The organism is Pantoea sp. X-Soil-ISGK-259, assembly GCF_059730705.1.
Window position 1 is genome coordinate 2530746 of the sequence record NZ_AP035986.1, and the last position, 23146, is coordinate 2553891.

Here is a 23146-nt window from a genome sequence, read left to right on the forward strand (position 1 = left end):
TTACTTTTGCTTGTTTTACCTTTCAATCTTTAAAAAATGAGATAGCAGCCTTAAAGAGTATAATTTTTACTCACCAAGATTTAACTTCATTTCAAGTAACAACATTTCACTTTCTTGATTATCCATCATTGCTTTCATCATTTTTTTATCAATAGTCACATCACCACTTTCAGATACTAAAAAATACTTGTCGTATTTACTCACTATTAAATCAGATAAGCCACGGCTAAACCCATCACTCATTAAAGAAATAACCCGCTTGTCTTTAGTACCATATTTTATATTGAGATAAAATGTTTCATCAATAAGTCCAACATCTTTAATAACCTCGATAAATTTTAATATTTTATAATCTAAAAAATCATCCTCCTCTTTAATCCGAACTATAGCTAAGTTTATTTTCTCAGACCTTGTCTTTTTGTTAATGTTTACCCAGTGTTCGCGGTAAGCATTTCCGAATGTTTCGTCCCCCCATTTCCCCACGAATACAAGTTCCTGTGGCGTATTCTTTGGAATGCTATCCCAATAATTTATAAAATTTCGGATAACCAACTTAAATGGTGCGTTTTTAACCTTCCATTTAAGAAACATAACGTAAAACTTTTGAGCATCAATATTTTTCAATCTTGTTAATTCATTATATTTTTCACCGTCAGCCATTTTTTCAATAAATAAGGTGGTGATTAATGATATCAATGATTCCTCATCAGATATTAACTCATTATTTTTACGAAAATAATTAATTTCTTCTTGTATACTATGTTCACACTCGTGAATATTTAGCTCCGATATATTGTTTTCATATAATATTTTTCCAATTTCAGTTTCGACATATTTACCATCATATTCTGTCACTATTCCTCGTTCTAAATTCTCTAAATTATCAATGGATCTATTGTACTCTTCTTCATTATATTCGTTTATTATTGTTTCATTTAATAATACATTGTTAACCTGATCATATCGCTTACTATCAACTTTAGAAACCTTCTTAATAAATTCATTCAAATTTGTCTTTTTTCCAGAATATTGGTCAGTGCCAATTATGTAAATGACTGGCAATAGTTTTTTAATTTCAACTAACTTACCCTCTTTGAAAACATCTCCAAATCTATTTATTCTCCCAACAAGATTATTGAATTGAGAATGATTTAAAGAAGATAGCCCTTTTTTATTTTCTAAAAGAAATAGCCTTTCCACTGGTAAGTTAACACCTTCAAGAAGTGTTGAGTTAGTTATAAGATATTTGACATGATGAGATTCTTTAAATACTGTTTCAATAAACAGCCTCACGTTATCTGTCATTGACCCGTGATGATACACAATTCCTTTTTTTAAACACTTAATAATGAGGTAATTTTCATCAATATTTTCAGATAATTCAACGCAAGCTTTATCTACAATAGCACAGGTAATATTTTGAAGATCCTGAGCAAGCTCTTTTGCAAATTTTTCAAGTTTTTTGGGACTATTGAAATATACGATGTTTTTATTAAGTGATTTATTTTTTATTAATTCAATGTGATCATTCACAGATTTTTTAACGTTACTCCAGCTATCCATAAATTGATCGTATCTTAGAAATTTTTCATGCAGATCTCTGAAATCATAAAGATATATAACCTCACTTTTAATATATTCATTTATTTTATAGTCTGTAATTTTTTGCTCTATTTTTTTTAGCGCCAAGTTATTGGCATCATTCAAAAACGGAGTGAAATATTTAATTTCAAGATTCATTTTCCGAAAAATTGAACGACAAATTACACTAGCTAATAATTTGCTTCTAGGTGTATTTTCTAAAATATTATGAGCTTCATCTATTAATAGCAAATCGAATTGAAACCCTTTGTTTTTAGACAATAGCTTAGACGCTCGTTCTTGCGTTAGAACAAAGATATTATCTTCACCCTCTTTATACATTTCAGGGTGAGTAATTACTTTCGTTTTGGTATTATATGACCTTAGAATGTTATTCTTTGTTTGTGATAGTAATGCTTTGGATGGTACGATGACACATCTATTCCCATGTGTTTTTTTCTTTATTTCTTCAATGATAAGATTAGATTTTCCATACGATGTAGGTGCTACAATTGCAACATTATTGTCTATGTTTTCTTGAAGAAAAAATTTCATATCACTTTGTTGCTGAGTCAATGTGATTCCATTCTCAACAAAATTATCGGAGAAACTATCAGATAAAGTTTTAATGAAAGTATCATTATCAGATGTTAAATAGTTGTCACTAATAGATTTTGCAACAGGTATTAGACCTTGGTTTATGGCAATCTCATAAAGTGGAATGTAATCATGTTTCTTATTGGCATAAAGTAATGCTATTCTATATCCAAACCTTCTAAGATGAATATCCTCCTGATTTATAAAAACAATCGTCAGTGATAGTAATATTTGTATCTCTTTATTGGTTAAATCTTTTTTGAGAAATAATTTGGAATAATAATTATAAAATTCTGTTTTTCTTAGTTGAAGTAATGTTAGAGGTTGAGTTTTTTTTATAGTCATTTTTTACTTTCCTCTTTCAAAAAATCGACTACCTTATTTAAGGTGCTTTTTTGGATAGAAAAACAAAACACATCTGCAAATTCAGCTTTTTCGACCATGCTTTTGTGAAAATCCATGACGGTTTTTTCTATAGTTTTAAATTTTATATCGTGGAACAAATTAGAAATAAAAAAGACGTAGTTGTCAGTACTGGTTGATTTTTTTTCAGAAGTTTTTTCACCTTCACTGGCAAGAAGATCTAGTACGACCCCCTTGTAACTTCTATGTTGAGAAACTGCAACACTCGCAGCATTCATCGCATTAGCCCAGTGATTTATTTCATTTTCATTTAATCTGGTTTTTAAATCATTATACGCTGTATTTAAAAGAATTTGAGTAGTGACATTTACATCCTTCCCTTTACGTAACCCACCGGATTTAACTTCAGTGATCCAAACTTTATGATCTGATGTTGAATATAATAATAAATCGAATCCTTTTTTAATGCTTTTTTCTTCAAGATTAAAAAAAGGTGACGCGGTTTCAAAACTATCGAAAAGCTCATTAATAATGATATGTGATAGAAATTCTCCAATCATTCCTTTTTGAGTTTTTATAGGTTTTTTTTCATACCGTTCTAAAAAAGCTTGGACGGTCGGTTTATACCGATACATTGCATATCCACTCGTGGAATGAGTTTCTCCATGGCAAATTCGCGTTAGATGATTTTTAATTGCTTGTTTCAGCTCATCAGAAAAGCTCGATATATGGCATAAACCATAACCATTTTTAAACAAAATTTGGACGCCATTTAACGTTTTCAAGTACCACTACTCTTGAGCTGATTAAATTTTGACTAATAATATCACATAATCTGTTGTTTCAGAATGTTAACCAGCTCATAGACGTGAGCTGTACTCTGATACAATCATTTAGTTATAAGTACTATGATGCAACTCATGAAGCAGTGTTTTTCGGAAAAAATATCAAAAGTATTCTTCACTCCCCCGAGATCGATGTTTCTCCATCGGACATGCAACGTCTGCAAGTTCTTCGCGGTTGTGGTCGAGTTTCATCTACCATCTTATCTAAACTTAGCTAATGTAACTTGCAGTCCTCCAGTGGATCATTCGATATCACTACACCCACTTTTGTTCCCCTGTCAAGTACAATGCATTTAGGACTGGCCACAAATCTCATAGTCGGTAGCATCAAAAAGTTTGTGGAACTGAAGCTGGGATACTTACACGCACATTCCCCTCTCTTAAAAAAGCTTACTTACTGATTCTCAAAATTTATATAAACATAAATTGCAGCCTGAATCGCCCTGAATGTATGAATTATCTTACCGCTTCAGTCTCACTCACTGTCCGCTGCTCGTGCTCAACAGATCTCTCATTCCTGGAGTTTGTCTGCTGCGCTCCAGGAGCAGATGTTGCTTAAGGCAGCTTGAATTGATCCACATGGAGCCGATAAGCGGACTCTGCGATAAGTGCGTCGTTTCCTGGCATTACTGGCAATTGCCTCATCAGCGACCATATTTAAAGTAAGCACCTTGTTTTTGCCCTCTTTTCACACAACCTGAAAGCGAGCCGCACCCGAACAGGGCAGAACCACCCCTTTTTCCCTGATTTTCAGCCCATTTTGCACCCTGGCACACTTTATGCCTGATCGTCAGTGTTATTGAACGATTCAATTGCAGCCTGTCCTGTTTGTGAGGTGATGATGATCAAGATTGACCTTTCCGATTCACCCTTTTTTGATGAAATGTTGATGGCTGAAGGTAAACACCGCAGCCATTATCAGGACTACTGGCAGTGGTTGCAGAAAGCCGATCAGCAGGCCGTCCAGCGCAAAAAAGAGGAAGCTGCGCTGTTGTTTCACCGGGTGGGGATTACCTTTAATGTTTATGGTGAAGACGATGGCGCGGAACGGCTGATCCCGTTCGACAGCGTGCCACGTATTATTCCGGCCAGCGAATGGCAGATGCTTGATCGCGGGATTCGTCAGCGGGTTCAGGCACTCAATGCGTTTCTGCATGATATTTATCATGACCAGAAGATCCTCAAGGCAGGGATCGTGCCCGCTGAACAGGTGCTGGCCAACGAGCAGTATCAGCCCTGCATGCAGGGTATCGACCTTCACCGTGATACTTACGCCCACATTGCCGGAACCGACATGGTGCGGGGAGGCGATGGCGAATATTACGTGCTGGAAGATAACCTTCGCACGCCCTCTGGTGTCTCTTACATGCTGGAAAACCGCAAAATGATGATGCGGTTATATCCCGAACTGTTTGCCGGGCAGCGTATCGCGCCGGTTTCCCGCTACCCTTCTCACTTACTGCAAACCCTGCGCGAAAGCACGACCGTCAACGATCCCACCGTTGTGGTACTGACACCTGGCCGCTTTAACAGCGCCTATTTCGAGCACAGCTTCCTCGCTCAACAAATGGGCGTTGAACTGGTTGAAAGTGTCGATCTGTTCGTGAAAGACGGCGCGGTGTTTATGCGCACTACCGCAGGTCCCTGCAGGATTGATGTGATCTATCGACGTATCGACGACGCCTTCCTCGACCCGCTGGCGTTTCGCGCCGATTCCATGCTCGGCGTTCCCGGCCTGCTGTCAGTCTACCGATCCGGTGGTGTGGTGCTGGCGAATGCGATAGGCACCGGCGTGGCAGATGATAAATCGATCTATCCGTATGTTCCGGAGATGATCCGCTACTACCTTGCTGAAGATCCCATTCTCAACAACGTGCCGACGTGGCAATGCCGCAAAGAGAGCGATCTCTCTTTCGTACTGGCAAACCTGGAAAAAATGGTGGTGAAAGAGGTTCATGGTGCTGGCGGTTACGGCATGCTGATTGGCCCCAAGGCCAGCAAGGCGGAAATCGAACGCTTTCGCGAATTGTTGCGCGCCCGCCCGGAAAATTATATCGCGCAGGAAACACTGGCGCTTTCCACCTGCCCGACCTTTGTCGATAACGGGCTCGCACCGCGTCACATCGACCTGCGGCCCTTTGCGCTGACTGGCGCCGAAATTCGTCTGGTACCAGGTGGATTAACCCGCGTAGCACTGGAAGAAGGCTCACTGGTGGTGAATTCCTCTCAGGGCGGCGGAACCAAAGATACCTGGGTACTGGAAGAAAATGCGACGGAGGATGATGCATGCTAAGCAGAACAGCCAGCGAACTGTACTGGATGGCACGTTATCTGGAACGCGCCGAGACAATTGCACGCCTGCTGGACGTGACCAATAAGTTGTCGATGATGTCGATCCGTGATGTCCACGCACGCGATGAAAACAATGATTTACTGGTCCCGCTGACCATGACCGGCACGTGGGATCTGTTCGACGAGCACTATCCGCAGGCGTCGATGGGAAATCTGCTTAATTTCTTCGCGCTGGACAGTTTCAACCACAGCAGCATTTTCAGTTGTCTGCAAATGGCCTGGAACAATGCGCATGCGGTGCGTGGCAGCCTTTCCTCTGAAGTCTGGGAAAGCATTAATGCCACGTGGATAGAGATGAAGCTGATCCGCCGTCAGGGCGTCGGTTCTGCCGGTGCAGATGCGTTCTTTGACTGGGTCAAAGAGCGTTCACATCTGTTCCGTGGGGCGATGTTTGGCACCTTGCTGCGCAGTGATGCACAAAACTTCATCCGCCTCGGTACCCTGCTGGAACGCGCAGACAGCACCGCGCGCCTGCTGGATGCTAAAAATCAGCTGTTGAACGCCGATGAGGATCCGGTGCGTGAATACTACCGGATGGACACGCTATTGCGTGCAGTCAGCGCCCGCGAAGCGTTCCATACGCTTTATAAGCAACAAATCAGCCAGAGAGGTATTGCCGAGCTGTTGATACTGCGCCGCGAGCTACCGCGTTCTCTGCTTTCCTGCATCGAACTTATGGCCCAGGAGCTGGATGAGATCGGTGGCAGCGCGGGTAATCAGCCCCGTCGTCGCGTTCATACCCTTTATGCTCAGCTGCGCTTCACCGAAATGGACGAAATTGTTGAGATGGGTCTCAGTCCCTGGCTGATGCAGTTTCTGGATCAGACCAATGCCATCGCTGAGTGCATTCATCAAACCTATCTGGAGGCTCAATAATGAAACTGAATGTCACGCATCAGACGCATTACAGCTATGCGCAACAGGTTAAACACAGCACGCAATATCTTCGCCTTACGCCGCAGGATTCCAGTCATCAGAAGATATTGTCGTGGGATCTGACCTTGCCGGAATATGCCACCCGCACGCTGGATGCTTACGGCAATATCCTGCATGTTCTGACACTCGACCAGCCCCATCAGGCCATTACCATTGTCGCCAACGGCGTGGTGGAGATCGAAGATAATACGGAAGACGATAATTGCGGGCATCTCTCACCACTGGTGTTTCTGCGCACCAGCCCGCTGACGCTGGCCGATGGCGCGATTCGCGATTTCGCCAGTCGTTACTACCGGCCGCAGGCACAGCATGAGAGTCTGTACAATCTGATGGGCGAACTGCTGCTGAAAATGCCCTATAACCCCGGCAGCACCACGGTAAAAGACAGCGCTTCCCAGGCCTTTTCCGCCCAAACCGGCGTATGTCAGGACCACACGCATGTTTTCCTGGCCTGCTGCCGCAGCCTGGGTATCCCGGCGCGTTACGTCAGCGGCTATCTATACTCGGAAGACTCCGCACATGTGGCCATGCATGCGTGGGCGGAAGCCTGGCTGGATGACCGGTGGCAGAGCTTTGATGTCACCAATAACACCTGCCAACCGAATCAGCATTTGAAACTGGCTATCGGCATAGATTATCTTGATGCATGCCCGGTCCGCGGTATCCGGTTAGGTGGAGGAAGCGAAGACATGCGCACTGTTGCCGCCGTTGCCATGCTCGACGTTCCGCAATGATCCTGAATACCTGAGGAAGCCATTTTATGACTTACTGTGTGGCCATGCGCTTGTCCTCTGGCCTGGTGTTTGTTTCAGATTCACGCACCAATGCCGGAGTGGACCATATTTCCACCTTCCGTAAACTGCATGTGTTTCATCAAAGCGATGAGCGCGTGCTGGTGATTCAGAGTGCCGGAAATCTGGCGACCACACAGAGCATTATCAGTCTGCTGCATCGTCGCTGCGCAGACGATGAGCGGGAAAACCTGCTGAACGTAACGTCCCTGTATGATGCCGCCAGTTTGCTGGGTGAAACGGTGCGTGAAGTGATCGCCCGGGACAGCGGCGCAAATCAGGGCGGTAATACAGATTTCAGCTGCAACCTGCTGCTCGGTGGACAGATTAAAGGGGAAGGTCTGCGGCTGTTCCACATCTATCCGCAGGGAAACTTCATTGAAGCCACGCACGACACGCCCTATTTCCAGGTAGGTGAGAGTAAGTATGGTAAGCCGATTATTGATCGCGTGCTGAACTACGACACCGCTCTGGATCAGGCGATGCAATGTGCACTGATTTCGATGGACTCCACACTGCGCAGTAATCTTTCCGTGGGCCTGCCGCTGGATGTGATGACCTACCCCAAAGACAGCTTTAGTGCCGCGCAGCAGCATCGAATTACCGAAACGCACCCCTATTTCGACATGATCCGCAAGGGCTGGGGCGAAGGGCTGCTGAGCATTTTTGCGCAGTTGCCGCCGCTGAAACTGGACGAGTAATTATCTGCCACACCAGGTCTGAGTAAAAAGGATCGCCTCAGACCTGCCATCAGAAGCATAGCGCGCAAAAAAAACTGCACCCTACTCAGTTGGATTACCAACTTTTGGGGTGCAGTCACTTGTCAGCGTTTTACCGCGTTAACACCAGTCAGATATCAAACCGATCCAGATTCATCACTTTGGTCCAGGCGGCCACAAAGTCTTTGACGAATTTTTCACGGGCATCACTGCTGGCATAGACTTCCGCCGAGGCACGTAACACCGCGTTAGAACCGAATACCAGGTCGGCGCGGGTGGCGGTGAAACGGGTTTCCCCATTAACACGATCACGTCCGGTAAAGTGCTCGTTGCTGCTATCAGTCGCTTTCCATTCGGTACGCATATCCAGCAGATTGACGAAGAAATCTGTGTTCAGCGATCCCACATGGTGCGTGAAGATACCGTGCTGGCTGCCATCAAAGTTAGCACCCAGTGCACGCATCCCGCCCACCAGCACCGTTAACTCCGGCACAGTCAGCGTCAGCTGTTGCGCTTTATCGATCAGCAGACTTTCAGTGGTGGTTTTGCCAAAGCCAGTGCCGTAGTTGCGGAAACCATCAGCACGCGGTTTCAGCAGATCGAACGACTCGATGTCGGTCTGATCCTGACGCGCATCAACGCGGCCCGGCGTGAACGGAACCTCAATCGCGACGCCAGCCGCTTTCGCCGCCTGCTCAACGCCCACAACACCCGCCAGCACGATCACATCCGCCAGTGAAGCCTTGTGTGCTTCGCGCTGGATCGCTTCCAGCGTCGGCAACACGCGTGCCGCGATGGCATTGACCTGCCATTCACGTTGCGGCAGCAGCGCCAGTCGGGCACCGTTGGCACCACCACGCTTGTCGCCACCACGGAAGGTGGATGCCGAGGCCCACGCAACTGACACCAGCTCGCTGACGCTGAGACCGGATGCTGCAATCTTCTCTTTCAGCTGGGCGATATCTGCCACGGTTGGATGATAAACCGGTGCAGGCAGCGGATCCTGCCAGATCAGATCTTCCTGTGGCACTTCCGGACCGATGTAACGCGCTTTTGGCCCCATATCACGGTGCGTCAGCTTAAACCAGGCACGGGCAAAGGCTTCGTTAAACGCCTGCGGATCGTTGTGGAATCGACGCGAAATTTTTTCAAATTCCGGGTCAAAGCGCAGCGTCAGGTCAGTGACCAGCATGGTCGGTTTGTGTTTCTTCGTGGAATCAAACGCATCCGGGATGATTTCCGGTGCATCAGCCGCTTCAAACTGAATAGCGCCCGCCGGACTGCGCGTCTGGACCCACTCATATTTGAACAGGTTCTCGAAGAAGTAGTTGCTCCACTGGGTAGGCGTCTGAGACCAGATGACTTCCAGGCCAGAGGTAATCGCATCTGCACCGACACCCGTGCCGTGGCTGTTAACCCAGCCCAGGCCCTGCGCTTCAATGGGCGCGGTTTCGGGATCGACACCGACGTGGCTGGCGGGTGCGGCACCGTGGGTTTTACCCAGCGTATGACCACCTGCAATCAGCGCGACGATCTCTTCGTCGTTCATGCCCATGTTGCCGAAGGTGGCACGAATAGCCGGGGCCGCAGAAGCAGGATCACCGCTGTGTTCCGGACCTTCCGGGTTCACGTAGATCAGACCCATTTCAGTGGCGCCCAGTGGTGACTGCGCCAGAGATTCCGGATGACGGTGTTCCAGCCAGGCCGCTTCTTCGCCCCAGTTCACATCCATATCCGGTTCCCAGACATCGTCACGGCCGGCACCAAAGCCAAAGGTGCGGAACCCGGAGTTTTCCAGCGCAACGTTACCCGCCAGAATATAGAGGTCGGCCCAGGAGATTTTCTGACCATATTTCTGTTTGATTGGCCACAGTAAACGGCGCGCTTTATCCAGGCTGACGTTATCAGGCCAGGAGTTTAACGGGGCGAAACGTTGCTGACCACGGCCCGAACCACCGCGTCCGTCCACGGAGCGATAGGTTCCGGCGCTGTGCCAGGCCATGCGAATAAACAGACCGATATAGCTGCCCCAGTCAGCGGGCCACCAGGATTGTGATTCGGTGAGCAACCCTTTGATGTCAGCTTTCAGTGCAGAGTAATCTAATTTGGCAAATTCTTTACGGTAATCGAAGGATTCATCAAGCGGGTTCGAACGGGATGAGTGCTGGTTCAGCAGGTCAACCCGGAGTTGATTCGGCCACCAGTCACGGTTAGTTGTTCCGCCACCCGGCGCCTGATTTGACTGAGGTGGTTTGCCCGCATGAAAAGGACATTTTCCCTCAGGCGCTTCGCGATCGGCTTCGACAATAGGCTTTGCATCTTTTGCATCTTCATCAACGGAATTGCTCATGGTCACACCTCTTTTTTGTATTTTCATCGCTACTCTATAGAGGATTTTCAGGATCGCACACCTGTCTCATCCTATATGTTTGATAGCTTTTACCTTTTTATGCACCTTCTTCAAAAGCTTAAGGCAATGAACCGACGGCCGCCGCTGTGCTTAAAAAAAGCAGCGAAGCGGCAACCGCCACCCTGAGACTATTCCGACAGCGCCGGTTTCACAACTGCCGTTTTACTCTCTGGCAGACGAATACGGAACCAGATCGCATACATCGCGGGCAGGAAAACCAGCGTGATTAGGGTACCGCCCAGCGTGCCGCCAATCAGCGTGTAGGCCAGCGTTCCCCAGAACACCGAGTGGGTGAGTGGAATAAACGCCAGCACCGCCGCCATCGCCGTCAGTAACACAGGACGCGCACGCTGTACGGTCGCTTCTACCACCGCAGCAAAAGGTGCCAGCCCCTGCTGTTCGTTATGGTGGATCTGCCCTATCAGGATCAGCGTGTTACGCATCAGGATACCCGACAGGGCAATCAGCCCGACCAGCGCATTGATACCAAACGGCTGACCGAACAGCAGCAGCGTCGGCACAACACCTATCAGCCCGAGAGGTGCGGTGAGAAATACCATCACCATCGCCGACAGAGAACGCACCTGCAAAATGATGATTAAAAGTGTGATCGCAATCATGATTGGGAACAGCGGCGCCATCGCCTGTGTCGCTTTACCGGACTCCTCTATTGCACCGGCCAGTTCAATGCGATAGCCCGCAGGCAGCGTTGCGATGATCGGTTGCAACGCTTTGTTCAGCGCCGTGGAGACATCCGGCGGCTGCAGGGAGTCAGCAATATCTCCGCGAACAGTAATGGTCGGTGTACGGTCGCGCCGCCTCAGCAGGGGATCTTCCATTTTCACCTGCACCTCACCAATCTGCGACAGTGGGATACGTTGCCCCGCCGCACCTACCAGCGTGAAGTCAGCAATCTTAGCCGGATCGAGCCGGATATCTCCGGCGGCACGGCCCACGACCTGGACCGCGCGGATATCTTCCCGCACGGTGGTGACCGGCACGCCCGTCAACAGAAATTGCAACTGCCGGGCGACTTCACTGGAGGTCAGCCCAACGGCCTGCAGTCGGTTTTGATCCAGCGAGAAATGCAGTGTCGGCACGGGTGCGCCCCAGTCGGTGTTCACCGTCCTCATCATCGGGCTGGCACGCAGTACGGCTTCCACCTGATTAGCGATAACATGCAGGCGTACCGGGTCCGGCCCCATCACGCGCCACGCCACCGGATAAGGTGAATAAGGGCCAAATACCAGTTGCGTCACGCGAACCTGCGCTTCAGGCACCAGGCCACGGGCGATAGCGGTGCGAAGCTGCGCTTTTAACGCCTCGCGTGCATCCTGACTGTCGGTCAGTATGACCAGCTTGGCAAAGGCGGGATCGGGCAGTTCGGGCGCCATCGCCAGGTAAAAACGCGGCGGTCCCTGACCAATGTAGGTGGTGACGATTTTTGCCTCACGCTGCTGTTTAAGCCAGGTCTCAATCTTTTCAGCCGCAGCCGCTGTCTGTTCAATGGCGCTGCCGTAGGGAAGCTGAACTTCAACCAGCACTTCAGGCCGATCTGAGGTCGGGAAAAACTGTTTTTTCACCAGCGTCATCCCGAGCACTGCGATAATAAATAGCGCAATGACCACGCCTGCTACCCAGCCTTTACGCGCAATCACGCCGGTCAGTAGCTGGCGAAAGCGATTGTAGTTGCGGGTGTTGTAGATGGCTGCGTGACCGCCTTCCACCGTTTTGATGTCAGGCAGCAGCTTTACCCCAAGGTAAGGCGTAAATACCACGGCCACAATCCAGGAGGCGATCAGGGCGATGCCCACTATCCAGAACATATTGCTGGTGTATTCACCCGCCGTGGACTGCGCAAAACCATTGGGCATAAAGCCCACGGCGGTGACCAGGGTTCCGGCCAGCATCGGTGCCGCCGTATGACTCCAGGCATACGCAGACGCCTTGATGCGGTCGTAGCCCTCCTCCATCTTCACGACCATCATCTCAATGGCGATAATGGCATCATCCACCAGCAGGCCCAGCGCCAGAATCAACGATCCCAGCGTGATGCGGTCAAAGTTTTTGCCGGAGGCTTCCATCACCACAAATACTACCGCCAGGGTGAGCGGAACGGCCGCCGCCACCACTACTCCGACACGCCAGCCCATGCTGACGAAGCAGACCACCATCACCACCAGTAATGCCACGACGAACTTAATCATAAATTCATCGACCGCTGAGCGGATATTCACGGACTGATCGGTGACCTGAGTCAGTGACATCCCTAACGGCATCGCCTGATTAATGCTGACGGTTTCAGCAGCCAGAGCCTTGCCCAACGCCAGACCGTTCCAGCCATCACGCATCACAATACCGAGCAGCAATGCGGGTTCACCCTGATGACGAACCTTAAACGTGGCGGGATCTTCATATCCCCGCGTCACGGTAGCCACGTCTGCCAGCTTGAGGCTTCTCCCCTGCGCCACAATCGGTGTCTCTCGAATTTTTTCCAGCTTATCAAAAGCGCCCTCCAGCCGGATAAACACCTGCGGTCCCTGAGTATCGATCGAGCCCGCAGGCGTCAGGACATTCTGGTCGTTCAGTGCCGCAAAAATTTCCTGTGGGGTAATACCGAGCGTCGCCAGCCGATCGTGTGAAAACGAAACATAGATGCGCTCACTCTGCTCGCCGATGATATTGACCTTTTTCACACCCGGCAGATGCAGCAATTGCTGACGCAGTGATTCCGCCTCACGCACCAGCAGGCGCTGCGGTTCCCCTTTTGCCTTCAGCGCCAGCAGCGCAAAGGTCACGTCAGAGAACTCGTCGTTGATCATCGGCCCGATGACCCCGGCGGGCAGATTTCTGCTCTCATCGCCCAGCTTCTTACGAGCCTGGTAAAACTCCTCCTGAACCTGGGAGGGCGGCGTTTTGTCCTGCAGGGAGAGCATGGTGAATGCCAGGCCAGGCCGCGTATAGGTTTCGCTGCGGTCATACCACCGCAGCTCCTGCAGCCGCTTCTCTAGCGGTTCGGCCACCTGATCCTGCATCTCCTGCGCCGTCGCACCTGGCCACGCGGAGATAATCGTCATCTGTTTTACGGTGAACGGCGGATCTTCTGCCCGGCCCAGTTCGAAAAAGGACAGGATGCCCGCCACGGTAATCAGGATGATCAGAAACAGGGTGATGGCGCGTTCGCGCACGGCCAGTGCTGACAGATTAAAGCGTCCGTGGCTCATGGCTGGCTCCCTGCAACCGCAGCGTCATCGGGTCGCACGCGCTCGCCCTGCTGCAACAGATGTGCCCCGAGAGCCACGATCCGATCGCCTGCATTCAGCTGCCCCGTCACGGTCGCCGCCTCGTCACTGATCGCGATCACTGTTACCGGCCGCCAGGCAACAGTGGCAGGCAGCCCCGTAATATCCCAGACGCCTGGCCCTTTACCGGCATCATAGATCGCAGCCAGCGGCACCTTCAGCTGCGGTTGCACGGGTTTATTGATTAACGAAATTGTGACGGTAGCACCCAGTGGCGCGCTGGCCAGTGCGCCCTCCAGCACATATCTCGCCTCATAGGTGCGCGTCATCGGATCGGCTGCATCCGCCAGTTGCCGAAGCCGGGCTGACACGGGCGCACTACCCGCACCATAGAGCGTTGCCTGCGCCTCGCTGCCCACTGCGGGACGAAGCGTCTCCGGCAACTGAACGCTCGCCTCACGCTGCCCGGCTCTGGCCAGTCTGACAACCGCCTCACCGGCGCTCACCACCTGGCCCGGCTCCGCCAGTGTTGCCATCACCACACCGTCGTCATCCGCCAGTAACAGCGCATATCCACTGGCATTAGTCGCCACGCTGGCCTGCGCCTGCGCGGCTTTCAGATCGGCCAGCGCGGTGGCCGCAGCGGCCCGAATCTGGTCATAGGCCGACACGGAAACCGCGCCGGTTGCCATCAGTGTGTGGTAACGCGCTTCATCGGCACGGGTCTGTCTGACGCGTGCCTGCGCAGCGGCAACACTCTGCTGTGCGGCCTGGGCCTGCAGTCGCAGATCGACCGGATCAAGCCGCATCAGCGGCTGATCACGCTTCACACGCTGGCCGCTGTCCACCAGCCTTTCGAGGATTTTGCCCGATATCCGAAAGCCGAGGTCGCTCTGAACCCGGGCAACCACGATGCCGCTGAATGCGCGACTGTCATCCGCAGCGCTGAGAACTTTCGTGACCCTGACCAGCGGCGGCTGGGTGCGCGGATCCGCTTTGGACGCGTTGTCCCGGCAGCCCACCAGCGCCAGTGGCAGCAGACAAACAACCAGGGTGGCGGGAATAAACCTGAGCATAAATGACCTTCAACAGTAAGCAGGAGAGTGCCGCCATTTTGTTATCATGTGACCAATATTGTCAATGGTCACTAATTACGGAAAGGCATTATCCGTTGAGCCGATCTTTAAAGAGCAACGAGCAGCAAAGGCTTAAGCAGAAGATTTGCTGAAACGCTGACTAAGTGGATGTAACTCCCTTCCAGGCGCAGGCGTGACTAAAATAGAGGAAAGTCACCACTCCAGAAATCGCAGGTTTTAACTAAGAAAGAGTGAGTGAGAAGTGGCGTGTCAGCTCGGGAATGATCTGCCAGCGATAAACACAGAGGGGAAAAGCTAAAGAATCAGAAGGTGATGATACGCACAGGCTGCAGAGACATTACAACGAACGCGCATCATTTGCGGACAAGGTAAACCAGATAGCGCCCTGCTTATCCAGGGCGCTGGGTCACTTAACGCCAGCCGAGTTCCGGGGCGACATACTTCAGGATCGCCTCAATAACATGGGCGTTATAGGCGACACCGAGCTGGTTAGGCACGGTGAGCAGCAGCGTATCCGCTTCGGCAATGGCTTCATCCTGTGCCAGCTGCTTAATGAGCACTTCAGGCTCTGCGGCGTAGCTGCGGCCAAAGATGGCTCGGGTTTTCTCATCCAGAAAACCGACCGAATCCTGGTCGTTACCGCTGCGGCCAAAATAGGCGCGGTCCATATCATTCACCAGCGCAAAGATACTGCGGCTGACAGAGACGCGTGGCGCATGCTGATGCCCGGCTGCTTTCCAGGCCTCACGATAGGCGCGAATCTGTTTCGCCTGCTGAATGTGGAACGGCTCACCCGTTTCATCATCTTTCAGGGTTGAGCTTTGCAGGTTCATGCCCATTTTTGCTGCCCACTCTGCGGTGGCATTGGATCCGGAGCCCCACCAGATGCGGTCGCGCAGCCCTTCAGAAAGCGGCTCAGGGCGCAGCAGGCCAGGCGGATTCGGGAACATCGGCTGCGGATTCGGCTTCGCAAAGCCTTCGCCGCGCAGCACCTCCAGGAACTCTTCGGTGTGACGACGTCCCATATCCGCATCGCTTTCACCCGCTTTGGGTTCAAAGCCAAAGTAGCGCCAGCCATCAATCACCTGCTCCGGTGAACCGCGGCTCAGACCCAGTTGCAGACGACCATTGGAGATCAGGTCTGCTGAACTGGCGTCTTCCACCATGTAGAGTGGGTTTTCATAGCGCATGTCGATGACGCCGGTGCCAATCTCAATCTTTTTGGTGCGCGCGGCCACGGCAGCCAGCAGCGGAAATGGCGAGCTCAGCTGGCGGGCAAAATGGTGGACGCGGAAGTAAGCGCCATCTGCGCCCAGTTCTTCGGCGGCGACCGCCAGGTCGATCGACTGCAATAAGACATCCTGCGCGGTACGGGTGGCAGACTGAGACGAAGGCGTCCAGTGACCAAAAGATAAGAAGCCAATATTTTTCATCTGTAGTTCTCCTGACAGGCGTTAAACGCCTGTGAGCATAAGGCGATATTCGATAGGGGAAGGTTACGCCCTCCGCGCCGCCACTGATAGTCAATATCTTTCAGCGCTATATTCAGGATTTTCGACATAGCCTGCAGCGTATCCACGTTACTTTTGACCAACCTGGCTTTCACTCTTCGGGTTTCTGCGGGTTTCAGCTGTCAGACACGGGTACGCCCAATAGATTGCCGGGGCGCAGGTTGCTGCTGAATCTGAACTACCCTTGAGAGCATTACGCGCCACCGGAAAACACACATGAATACCCTGCTCGCTTTGCCGATGTATGCGATTCATCCACCCGCTACGCAGGCGCTGATGCAGGCGATGGTTACCCTGCTGGCACAGCAGGGTATGGCCGCGCAACCGGTCTGGCCTGAGGATTTGCTGACACACTGGCAGAATGATCGGTTGCTGCTGAGCCAGACCTGCGGCTATCCGCTGGTCAGTCAATTGCCTGCAGTGCAACTGGTCGGTGCATTTCACTATCGGGCACCGGGCTGCAACGGTTACGCATATCGCAGCTGGCTGGTGGCGCGGGATAAAAAGGCAACGCTCGCCGATTTTAATGGTCAGCGGGCCGTGGCAAACAGCCTGGACTCGCACTCTGGCTATAACACGCTGCGGTTTGTCGCTGCGCTTCAGGGCATAACGTTTTCGCAGCTGTTGCTGAGCGGCGGGCACCGTCAGTCGCTGGCGGCACTGCGGGATTCACAGGCGGATATCACGGCGATCGACTGCGTCAGCTGGGCGCTGCTGGCGCGCCATGCACCTGAGGAACTGCGCGGCCTGCATATCATCGGAGAGTCACCAGCCGCACCCGGATTACCGCTGATCACGGCAGCCTCAACGTCAGCGGCCCTGCTGGAGACTTTACGCACAATACTGCTTCAGCTGGTGAGCGACCCTGCGTTTCGCGCCATCTGCGACGATAATCTGATCGGCGGATTCAGCCCGGTGCATCGGGACAATTATCAGGTCGTGCTGGCATGGGAGCAGCAGGCCGCCGCGCTGGGCGTCACCCGGCTGTAACGCACCATGCTGGCTTAATCGTTTAACCGGAACAGAGGGAGACTCTGCGTTGCCGCCTCCCTGCCGACGCTTTCCCGACCTGGCATTTTATGCTCCTCAATGCGCTCTGACCTTGCTAAGACTGGTAAGCCCGGCTGCGGCGTTCTAAGGTAGAGGTTTTCAGAAAGGGAGAGTGGGATGCGTATTCTGATGGCAGGTGCCGGGGCGACCGGCGGGTATTTTGGGGCACGACTGATTCAGGCAGGTCAGGATGTCACGTTTCTGGTACGTGAACGGCGTTATCAGCAGCTTCAGACCCACGGTCTGGTATTACAGACGCTGCAGGGCACTGAAAAGTTTCAGCCGCAGCTAATCCAGGCCAGCACGCTGAAAAGCCACTATGACCTGATTATCGTGACGGTGAAGAGCTTTGCCCTTGATCAGGTCATGGATGACATTGCGCCTGCGGTCGGCCCGGAAACCCTGATCATGCCGATTCTCAACGGAATGCGGCACATCGCAACACTACAACAGCGTTTCGGCGAAGATAAGGTGATTGGCGGCCTGTGTAAAATCAATGCCACGCTGGGTGACCAGGGTGAAGTGATCCAGATGACGCCGCTGCATCAGCTCTTATACGGTGCGCTGGACGGTAACAACGACGCGCGGCTGCAGCGGGTTGATGCCGCACTGCGCGACTGTCGGGTTGATACCCTGTTCAGTGACAACATCATGGATGAACTGTGGGAAAAGTGGCTGCTGCTGAGCACGCTGGGCGCGGTCTGCTGCCTGGCACGCGGCAATACTCAGCAAATTCTCACCTCGCGCGGCGGTGAAGCGCTGTTACAGGGGGTTTTCACTGAGATTCTGTACGTCATCACTGCCGAAGGCTATCAGCCGCGCCCGGCGGTCACCGCCCGCATTTTTGAGCTGCTGAACAATCCGGCGACGCCCATGACCTCCTCTATGTATCGCGATCTCACCCAGGGCTCTGATATCGAAGCGGATCAGGTGATAGGCGATCTGCTGCTGCGGGCGAAACGAAATGGCCTCGCGACGCCGCTGTTGAACGCAGTGGATGTGAATCTGCAGGTCTATCTGCAACAGCGTTAACCAGGGCCGACTGCGCTGACCGGGTGCGGGAATGGCCCCGGCAGTGTGGCGGTGAAAGTGTGGTCAGCAGCAGCAGCGCAGCAGGAAAATTTGCTACACTCATCGCTTCATATTTTGGAGAGTTCAATGACTTCCCGCTCCGTGACCCTCGATGATGTCGCTCAACTGGCTGGCGTCTCATATCAAACCGTTTCACGTGTTTTAAATCGTTCTGAACAGGTGTCAGCCCGCACGCGGCAAAGGGTTGAGGCGGCAATGCAGCAGCTCAATTATGTGCCTAATCGCGTGGCGCAGCAGCTGGCGGGCAAAGCGACGCGCACGCTCGGTCTGGCTACCAGCGATCTGGCGCTGATGGCACCGGCGCAGATCGCCTCGGCGATTCAGCAGCGTGCTGCGAGGGCGGGATATCATCTGGTGATCGCGATGGACAGCGGTAACGATGCGGCAGCCACCGTGAATGAACTGCTGGCACAGCGGGTCGATGGGCTGCTGATCAATCTGCCGCTGGAGGCGGACGAGGCGCAGCAGATCCAGTTGCTGTGTGGCAGTAAACCGGTAATCTTTCTGGATGTTGAACCCAGGGCCGCGGTGGCGCAGTGTCAGTACCCGAATGAGTCTGGCGCGCGCGCTGCCGTTGAACATCTCGTGGCGCTGGGTCACCGTCAGATTGGCCTGCTAAATGGACCGCTGCGCTCGGTGTCCGCCCGTCAGCGTGAAAACGCATGGCGTCAGGCGCTGGCCGATCATCAGTTAACGCCGCACTGTTCCCTGCGGGGCGACTGGAGCGCACAGTCCGGCTACCAGGCGCTGCTGGCGCAGTTGCCCGACGATCTGCCACAGGCGCTGCTGGTCGCAAACGATCAGATGGCGCTGGGTGCGATGCGGGCGCTGCATCAGTATGGCGTGGCGATTCCCGGTGAGATATCGGTGATTGGTTATGATGATACCGCAGAGAGCGCGTGGTATCAGCCGCCGCTGACCACGGTGCGGCAGGATTTACACTTTCTTGGCGCACAGAGCGTCGAGCGGATGCTGGCGCGGCTTCAGGGTGAAGAAGCTTCACACATCGCGCTGGAAACTACGCTGGTGATCCGCGAGACCACCGCCCCGCCCGCAGATAAGCAGGTCGATTTAGTGGCGCTGTCACAGCAGCTACAGGGGATTGCGCGAAGGCTGGCGGGTAAATAAATCTGCGGTTATGCGGGCAATAAAAAACCCGCTCCACCAGAGTGGAAGCGGGTTCGCATGGGAGCTCAGTCGCATTAGCGCTCAGCTATAGGCCCTTACGCTTTTGGGTGTTCGCCCACGCCCATCGCTTTGATCTTTTTAGACAGCTCGCGACGCTCTTTCGACAGGTCGGCGTTTTTGATGATGTACTCATCGACGCGATCTTCATAATCCACACGCATGCTGGCGATGATTTCCTGAATAGCCTCAACGCTCATGCCCGGTTTGATATATTCGCTCAGGTTGTCGAGCAGCAGAACGCGCTTCTGGTTGTCGCGAATTTTCTTCTCGTTGTCGACGATTTCACGCTGCAGTTTGTTTTTGCGGCGGAACATACGCACGAACTCCAGTACGTCCTGAAATGACTGCTTGGCATTTTCCATGATGGCACCTTTCTTTGAGCCTGCTGACGCAGGGAGAGAGTCAAAACGATCAGCTTAGCGGCTAGCCCGCCAGGTAAGCAATTTTCACAGCTAAATTCAGACTGGCTCTTATCTTAGCGCAAAGAAACCCGGTTTCACATTAAGTCATTGTCTGAGGTGATTATTTGCGCAGCGCCATTCGCATCAGATCGGTCATCCGCTCCAGCTGTTTCGCCAGTTCCAGCGTCAGCCAGACGTAGCCGTAGATGGGCGTCTCTTCCAGACCATCGCTGCCCGCGTCGGCGATCAGCCGTCGCAGTTCGCCGCTGATTTCAGTCAGCTCATGGCTGTTGGCAATCACCTCTTCCGTTTCCCCCTCAATCGCCATCACCGACAGCGCCCGCAGCGTGTTCTCGGTCATCTGCTGGGTGCGGCGAAGTGCGGGTGCGTTAAGCATAATCAGATGGCTTTCACGCGATGCCCACCAGGCATTAATCTGCATCTCAATGGTGTTAACCATATTACGGTTAATGGTCTGAATGGCTTCAAGCACCGACTTCGGGATGCGCGTCTCTTTGCTCGACGGCTCCAGCAGCGCTCGCATCTTAATGACGCTGCTCAGCAATTTGCTCAGCGGCTTGTTGAGACGCGGCTTTTCAACCAGGTTGGGCGAAAAACCGGCGTGATAGATCTTCGCCATTTCCGCCAGCGCGTCAGAGAGCTGAATACGCCAGTGGATGTAGGCCCGCTGCGCCCAGATCGCGGTAAACAGCAGCGCCATCAGCGATCCCAGAATCACATCACCGCCCCGCCACAATGCCATGGTGAAATCGCCGGTTGGCGCACCCACCACCACACTCAGCGTAATTCCGATCAACAGCGCCATGTAGGGATGTTTGCCCAGCGTCAGATAGCCGCTGATCACCATGATGACACCGCACCAGGCCAGCATCACCGGCATCGAGATCAGTTCCAGCTTCAGAGCAATCAGACCGGAGATGGAGCCCGCCACCGTGCCGCTGATACGCTGCAGCGCGCGCGGAAAGACATTTCCCCAGGTGGAGATCGGTCCCATCACCACCACCAGTGTAATCAGCGGCCAGGTGCCTTCAGGTATCCCGGTTGCCCGGACAAAGATGAAGCAGAGCAAAAAGGCGATGGCAATGCGCACGCCGTGAACGGAGCGGTAATGGCGATAAAACCAGAACTCCAGTTTTGATATGGGCTTATCAGGACGCAAGGTGGCTTTCCGGTTGCGGGAACATAATGTGGCTATCTTAACCCTGAACGCGGCTCAGGCTTAGCGCAGGCGGGATATTTCAAACAGTTTTGACGTTCGCTTACAATTATCAACATCCGTCTCACATACCTGCCCGGAAGTTAAAAACAACTGGCTACGGCTCTGTAACTTTTATCGACACGCAGTCACAGGGCATCAATGTGAAAACGGGCAGCCCGCAGGCTACCCGTTTTAGTGCTGACAATCGGCTAATCAGAACTTCTGCTTCAGATAATCCGTCACGCGGGTAATGACACCGGCCGGTTCAACCGCACTGAGCGCCACCAGCGGATAGTGAGCAATCTGGTGATCTTTATCGATCACCTGAATTTCACCCACCACTTCATTGGCTTTCAGCGGGGCTTCCAGATCTTTGCGATTAATGACGTACTTCGCCTTCACGTTCTGCACTTCACTGCGCGGCAGCGACAGATACACATCATCTGCGGTTCCGACATCGACCTGATGAGGATTACCGTACCAGACATTTTCAGTGCCAATCTTCTTACCGGCGTGGAACAGCTGAACAGTATCAAAGGTGTTCTGGCCCCAGACCAGCAATTTACGCGCCTGCTCTTCACGGCCTTTTGAACTTTTACCCCCCATCACAACGGCGATGAGGCGATGCTTGCCCACCACATTCGAGGCAATAATGTTAAAGCCTGCCGTCTCAGTGTGACCCGTTTTCAGTCCATCAACGTGAAGATTATTGTCCCACAGCAGGCCATTACGGTTGTTCTGAGTGATGCCGTTCCAGGTCAGGGTTTTCTCACTGTACATGGCATAAAAGTCCGGCTCACCATCAATAATGGCGCGTGACAGTTTTGCCATATCAAGCGCACTGGAGAACTGACCGGGTGCATCCAGTCCATGCACTGTTTCAAAATGGGTATTCTGCAGACCCAGTTTTTCGACATAGTGGTTCATCATGCCGACAAAGTTTGCTTCGCTGCCCGCCACGTAATCCGCCAGCGCAACGCAGGCGTCGTTACCGGAATCGATGATGACGCCACGGCTTAAGTCCCGGACGCTCAGTTTATCGCCTGGCTTCAGGAACATCAGCGATGAGCCTTTAAACACCGGATTACCCGCTCCCCAGGCATCTTTACCCACCGTGACCATATCGTCGCGGCTGATTTTTTTCTGGTCGATGGCGCGATCCACCACGTAACCGGTCATCAGCTTGGTCAGGCTGGCGGGATTGCGGCGTTCATCGGGATTACCCGCCGTCAGGACCTGCCCGGTGGTGGCATCCATCAGCACCCAGGAAGCGGCATCAATCGCCGGAGGCGTCACAGGAAAGGGGATCGCATCAGCCTGTGCCAGCGAGGCCCAAAATAGAGTAGCGGTAACGGTGAACAGCAGACGCCTTTTCAACACTTCATCCTTAATTACACGGGAGAGAAAATTTCTAAAACGAAACGGAAACAGCCGCACGTTTTACGTTAAAAGCGTTGTGAAGGTTTGAATAAATTGAAAAAAAGTATGAACTGATGACGGGGTTTGACCTGCCAGGTGCCGGGTTAACGCCAGTGATCCGCGTCATCCCACAGGTAAAGAGCAGATTTCATAGGGCGACCTGCACCGCGAGCGCCAGGCATGACGCAGTAAGAACAGGCGAAACAGCGTCCGGTCTGGGAGCGTGACAAACGACACCAACAGGGTCTTATTCGTCTGACGCTGCGGTTCTTGCTGCGATGCCGCTAAAAATCAATGTAGCGGGTTAAACCCTTAACTTCTGGCGTGCCGGAT

16 protein-coding genes are annotated in these 23146 nt (G+C 52.2%); 7 read left to right on the forward strand and 9 right to left on the reverse strand.

Annotated features, from left to right (window positions below):
• Positions 1-66: 66 nt before the first annotated feature.
• Both AC6I77_RS12080 and AC6I77_RS12085 read right to left on the reverse strand, forming a co-directional pair.
• Entirely contained in the window at positions 67-2523 is a 2457-nt protein-coding gene (locus tag AC6I77_RS12080) for a DEAD/DEAH box helicase (protein WP_485525589.1), read from the reverse strand.
• Entirely contained in the window at positions 2520-3326 is an 807-nt protein-coding gene (locus AC6I77_RS12085) for a Hachiman antiphage defense system protein HamA (RefSeq protein WP_497816957.1), read from the reverse strand. The genes AC6I77_RS12080 and AC6I77_RS12085 overlap by 4 nt, the downstream gene beginning before the upstream one ends.
• A gap of 901 nt (positions 3327-4227) precedes the next feature.
• On the opposite strand from AC6I77_RS12085, the gene AC6I77_RS12090 reads away from it, so the two are divergent.
• From AC6I77_RS12090 to AC6I77_RS12105, 4 genes are read left to right on the forward strand one after another with little or no spacing between them, the layout of a single operon-like run.
• Positions 4228-5679 (forward strand): circularly permuted type 2 ATP-grasp protein, encoded by a 1452-nt coding sequence (locus AC6I77_RS12090; RefSeq protein WP_004571354.1) that lies wholly within the window; start codon positions 4228-4230, stop codon positions 5677-5679.
• Positions 5673-6614: an alpha-E domain-containing protein gene (locus AC6I77_RS12095; RefSeq protein ID WP_497816958.1), complete on the forward strand. Its 942-nt coding sequence runs from the start codon at positions 5673-5675 to the stop codon at positions 6612-6614. The genes AC6I77_RS12090 and AC6I77_RS12095 overlap by 7 nt, the downstream gene beginning before the upstream one ends.
• Positions 6614-7408 carry a transglutaminase family protein gene (locus tag AC6I77_RS12100; protein ID WP_140033249.1) on the forward strand — a complete coding sequence of 265 codons (795 nt, stop codon included), beginning with the start codon at positions 6614-6616 and terminating at the stop codon, positions 7406-7408. Before AC6I77_RS12095 ends, AC6I77_RS12100 begins: the two co-directional genes overlap by 1 nt.
• A gap of 26 nt (positions 7409-7434) precedes the next feature.
• Positions 7435-8166: a proteasome-type protease gene (locus tag AC6I77_RS12105; RefSeq protein WP_105099003.1), complete on the forward strand. Its 732-nt coding sequence runs from the start codon at positions 7435-7437 to the stop codon at positions 8164-8166.
• A 148-nt stretch (positions 8167-8314) separates the two neighbouring features.
• Here the strand turns inward: AC6I77_RS12105 and katG are convergent, their stop codons facing one another.
• From katG to AC6I77_RS12125, 4 genes are all read right to left on the reverse strand, one after another.
• On the reverse strand, positions 8315-10534 hold the full coding sequence (gene katG / locus AC6I77_RS12110) for a catalase/peroxidase HPI (RefSeq protein ID WP_004571350.1): 2220 nt from the start codon (positions 10532-10534) through the stop codon (positions 8315-8317).
• A 188-nt stretch (positions 10535-10722) separates the two neighbouring features.
• The gene (locus AC6I77_RS12115) at positions 10723-13818 is read right to left on the reverse strand and encodes an efflux RND transporter permease subunit (RefSeq protein ID WP_497816959.1); all 3096 of its coding nucleotides are present in this window, start codon (positions 13816-13818) and stop codon (positions 10723-10725) included.
• Positions 13815-14912, reverse strand: coding sequence for an efflux RND transporter periplasmic adaptor subunit (locus AC6I77_RS12120; protein WP_497816960.1), 1098 nt, complete (start codon positions 14910-14912; stop codon positions 13815-13817). The genes AC6I77_RS12115 and AC6I77_RS12120 overlap by 4 nt, the downstream gene beginning before the upstream one ends.
• Before the next feature lie 431 nt (positions 14913-15343).
• On the reverse strand, positions 15344-16366 hold the full coding sequence (locus tag AC6I77_RS12125) for an LLM class flavin-dependent oxidoreductase (protein WP_004571347.1): 1023 nt from the start codon (positions 16364-16366) through the stop codon (positions 15344-15346).
• 294 nt (positions 16367-16660) lie between these two features.
• On the opposite strand from AC6I77_RS12125, the gene AC6I77_RS12130 reads away from it, so the two are divergent.
• The 3 genes from AC6I77_RS12130 (at position 16661) to AC6I77_RS12140 (ending at position 19714) form a co-directional block, all read left to right on the forward strand.
• Complete coding sequence (locus AC6I77_RS12130; protein ID WP_039659859.1) at positions 16661-17434, forward strand: phosphate/phosphite/phosphonate ABC transporter substrate-binding protein; 774 nt, start codon at positions 16661-16663, stop codon at positions 17432-17434.
• A gap of 177 nt (positions 17435-17611) precedes the next feature.
• Positions 17612-18526, forward strand: coding sequence for a ketopantoate reductase family protein (locus tag AC6I77_RS12135; protein WP_039659857.1), 915 nt, complete (start codon positions 17612-17614; stop codon positions 18524-18526).
• A 126-nt stretch (positions 18527-18652) separates the two neighbouring features.
• The gene (locus AC6I77_RS12140; protein WP_039659856.1) at positions 18653-19714 is read left to right on the forward strand and encodes a LacI family DNA-binding transcriptional regulator; all 1062 of its coding nucleotides are present in this window, start codon (positions 18653-18655) and stop codon (positions 19712-19714) included.
• A gap of 95 nt (positions 19715-19809) precedes the next feature.
• Here the strand turns inward: AC6I77_RS12140 and tmaR are convergent, their stop codons facing one another.
• The 3 genes from tmaR to dacD all read right to left on the reverse strand — a co-directional run bounded on the left by tmaR (position 19810) and on the right by dacD (position 22771).
• A complete protein-coding gene (tmaR, locus tag AC6I77_RS12145) occupies positions 19810-20136 on the reverse strand; it encodes a PTS system regulator TmaR (protein ID WP_004571340.1) in 327 nt (108 codons plus the stop codon).
• 160 nt (positions 20137-20296) lie between these two features.
• Positions 20297-21355 (reverse strand): FUSC family protein, encoded by a 1059-nt coding sequence (locus AC6I77_RS12150; protein WP_004571339.1) that lies wholly within the window; start codon positions 21353-21355, stop codon positions 20297-20299.
• A 252-nt stretch (positions 21356-21607) separates the two neighbouring features.
• Entirely contained in the window at positions 21608-22771 is a 1164-nt protein-coding gene (gene dacD, locus AC6I77_RS12155) for a serine-type D-Ala-D-Ala carboxypeptidase DacD (RefSeq protein WP_497816961.1), read from the reverse strand.
• Positions 22772-23146: the final 375 nt, after the last annotated feature.

Bases quoted from the DNA above. Each gene is read 5' to 3' on its own strand.
- AC6I77_RS12105 (WP_105099003.1), top strand. From the start codon at position 7,435: ATGACTTACTGTGTGGCCATGCGCTTGTCCTCTGGCCTGGTGTTTGTT.
- AC6I77_RS12140 (WP_039659856.1), top strand. From the start codon at position 18,653: ATGACTTCCCGCTCCGTGACCCTCGATGATGTCGCTCAACTGGCTGGC.
- AC6I77_RS12125 (WP_004571347.1), bottom strand. From the start codon at position 16,366: ATGAAAAATATTGGCTTCTTATCTTTTGGTCACTGGACGCCTTCGTCT.
- AC6I77_RS12100 (WP_140033249.1), top strand. From the start codon at position 6,614: ATGAAACTGAATGTCACGCATCAGACGCATTACAGCTATGCGCAACAG.
- AC6I77_RS12120 (WP_497816960.1), bottom strand. From the start codon at position 14,912: ATGCTCAGGTTTATTCCCGCCACCCTGGTTGTTTGTCTGCTGCCACTG.
- AC6I77_RS12095 (WP_497816958.1), top strand. From the start codon at position 5,673: ATGCTAAGCAGAACAGCCAGCGAACTGTACTGGATGGCACGTTATCTG.
- AC6I77_RS12080 (WP_485525589.1), bottom strand. From the start codon at position 2,523: ATGACTATAAAAAAAACTCAACCTCTAACATTACTTCAACTAAGAAAA.
- AC6I77_RS12115 (WP_497816959.1), bottom strand. From the start codon at position 13,818: ATGAGCCACGGACGCTTTAATCTGTCAGCACTGGCCGTGCGCGAACGC.
- AC6I77_RS12130 (WP_039659859.1), top strand. From the start codon at position 16,661: ATGAATACCCTGCTCGCTTTGCCGATGTATGCGATTCATCCACCCGCT.
- katG (WP_004571350.1), bottom strand. From the start codon at position 10,534: ATGAGCAATTCCGTTGATGAAGATGCAAAAGATGCAAAGCCTATTGTC.
- tmaR (WP_004571340.1), bottom strand. From the start codon at position 20,136: ATGGAAAATGCCAAGCAGTCATTTCAGGACGTACTGGAGTTCGTGCGT.
- AC6I77_RS12090 (WP_004571354.1), top strand. From the start codon at position 4,228: ATGATCAAGATTGACCTTTCCGATTCACCCTTTTTTGATGAAATGTTG.
- AC6I77_RS12135 (WP_039659857.1), top strand. From the start codon at position 17,612: ATGCGTATTCTGATGGCAGGTGCCGGGGCGACCGGCGGGTATTTTGGG.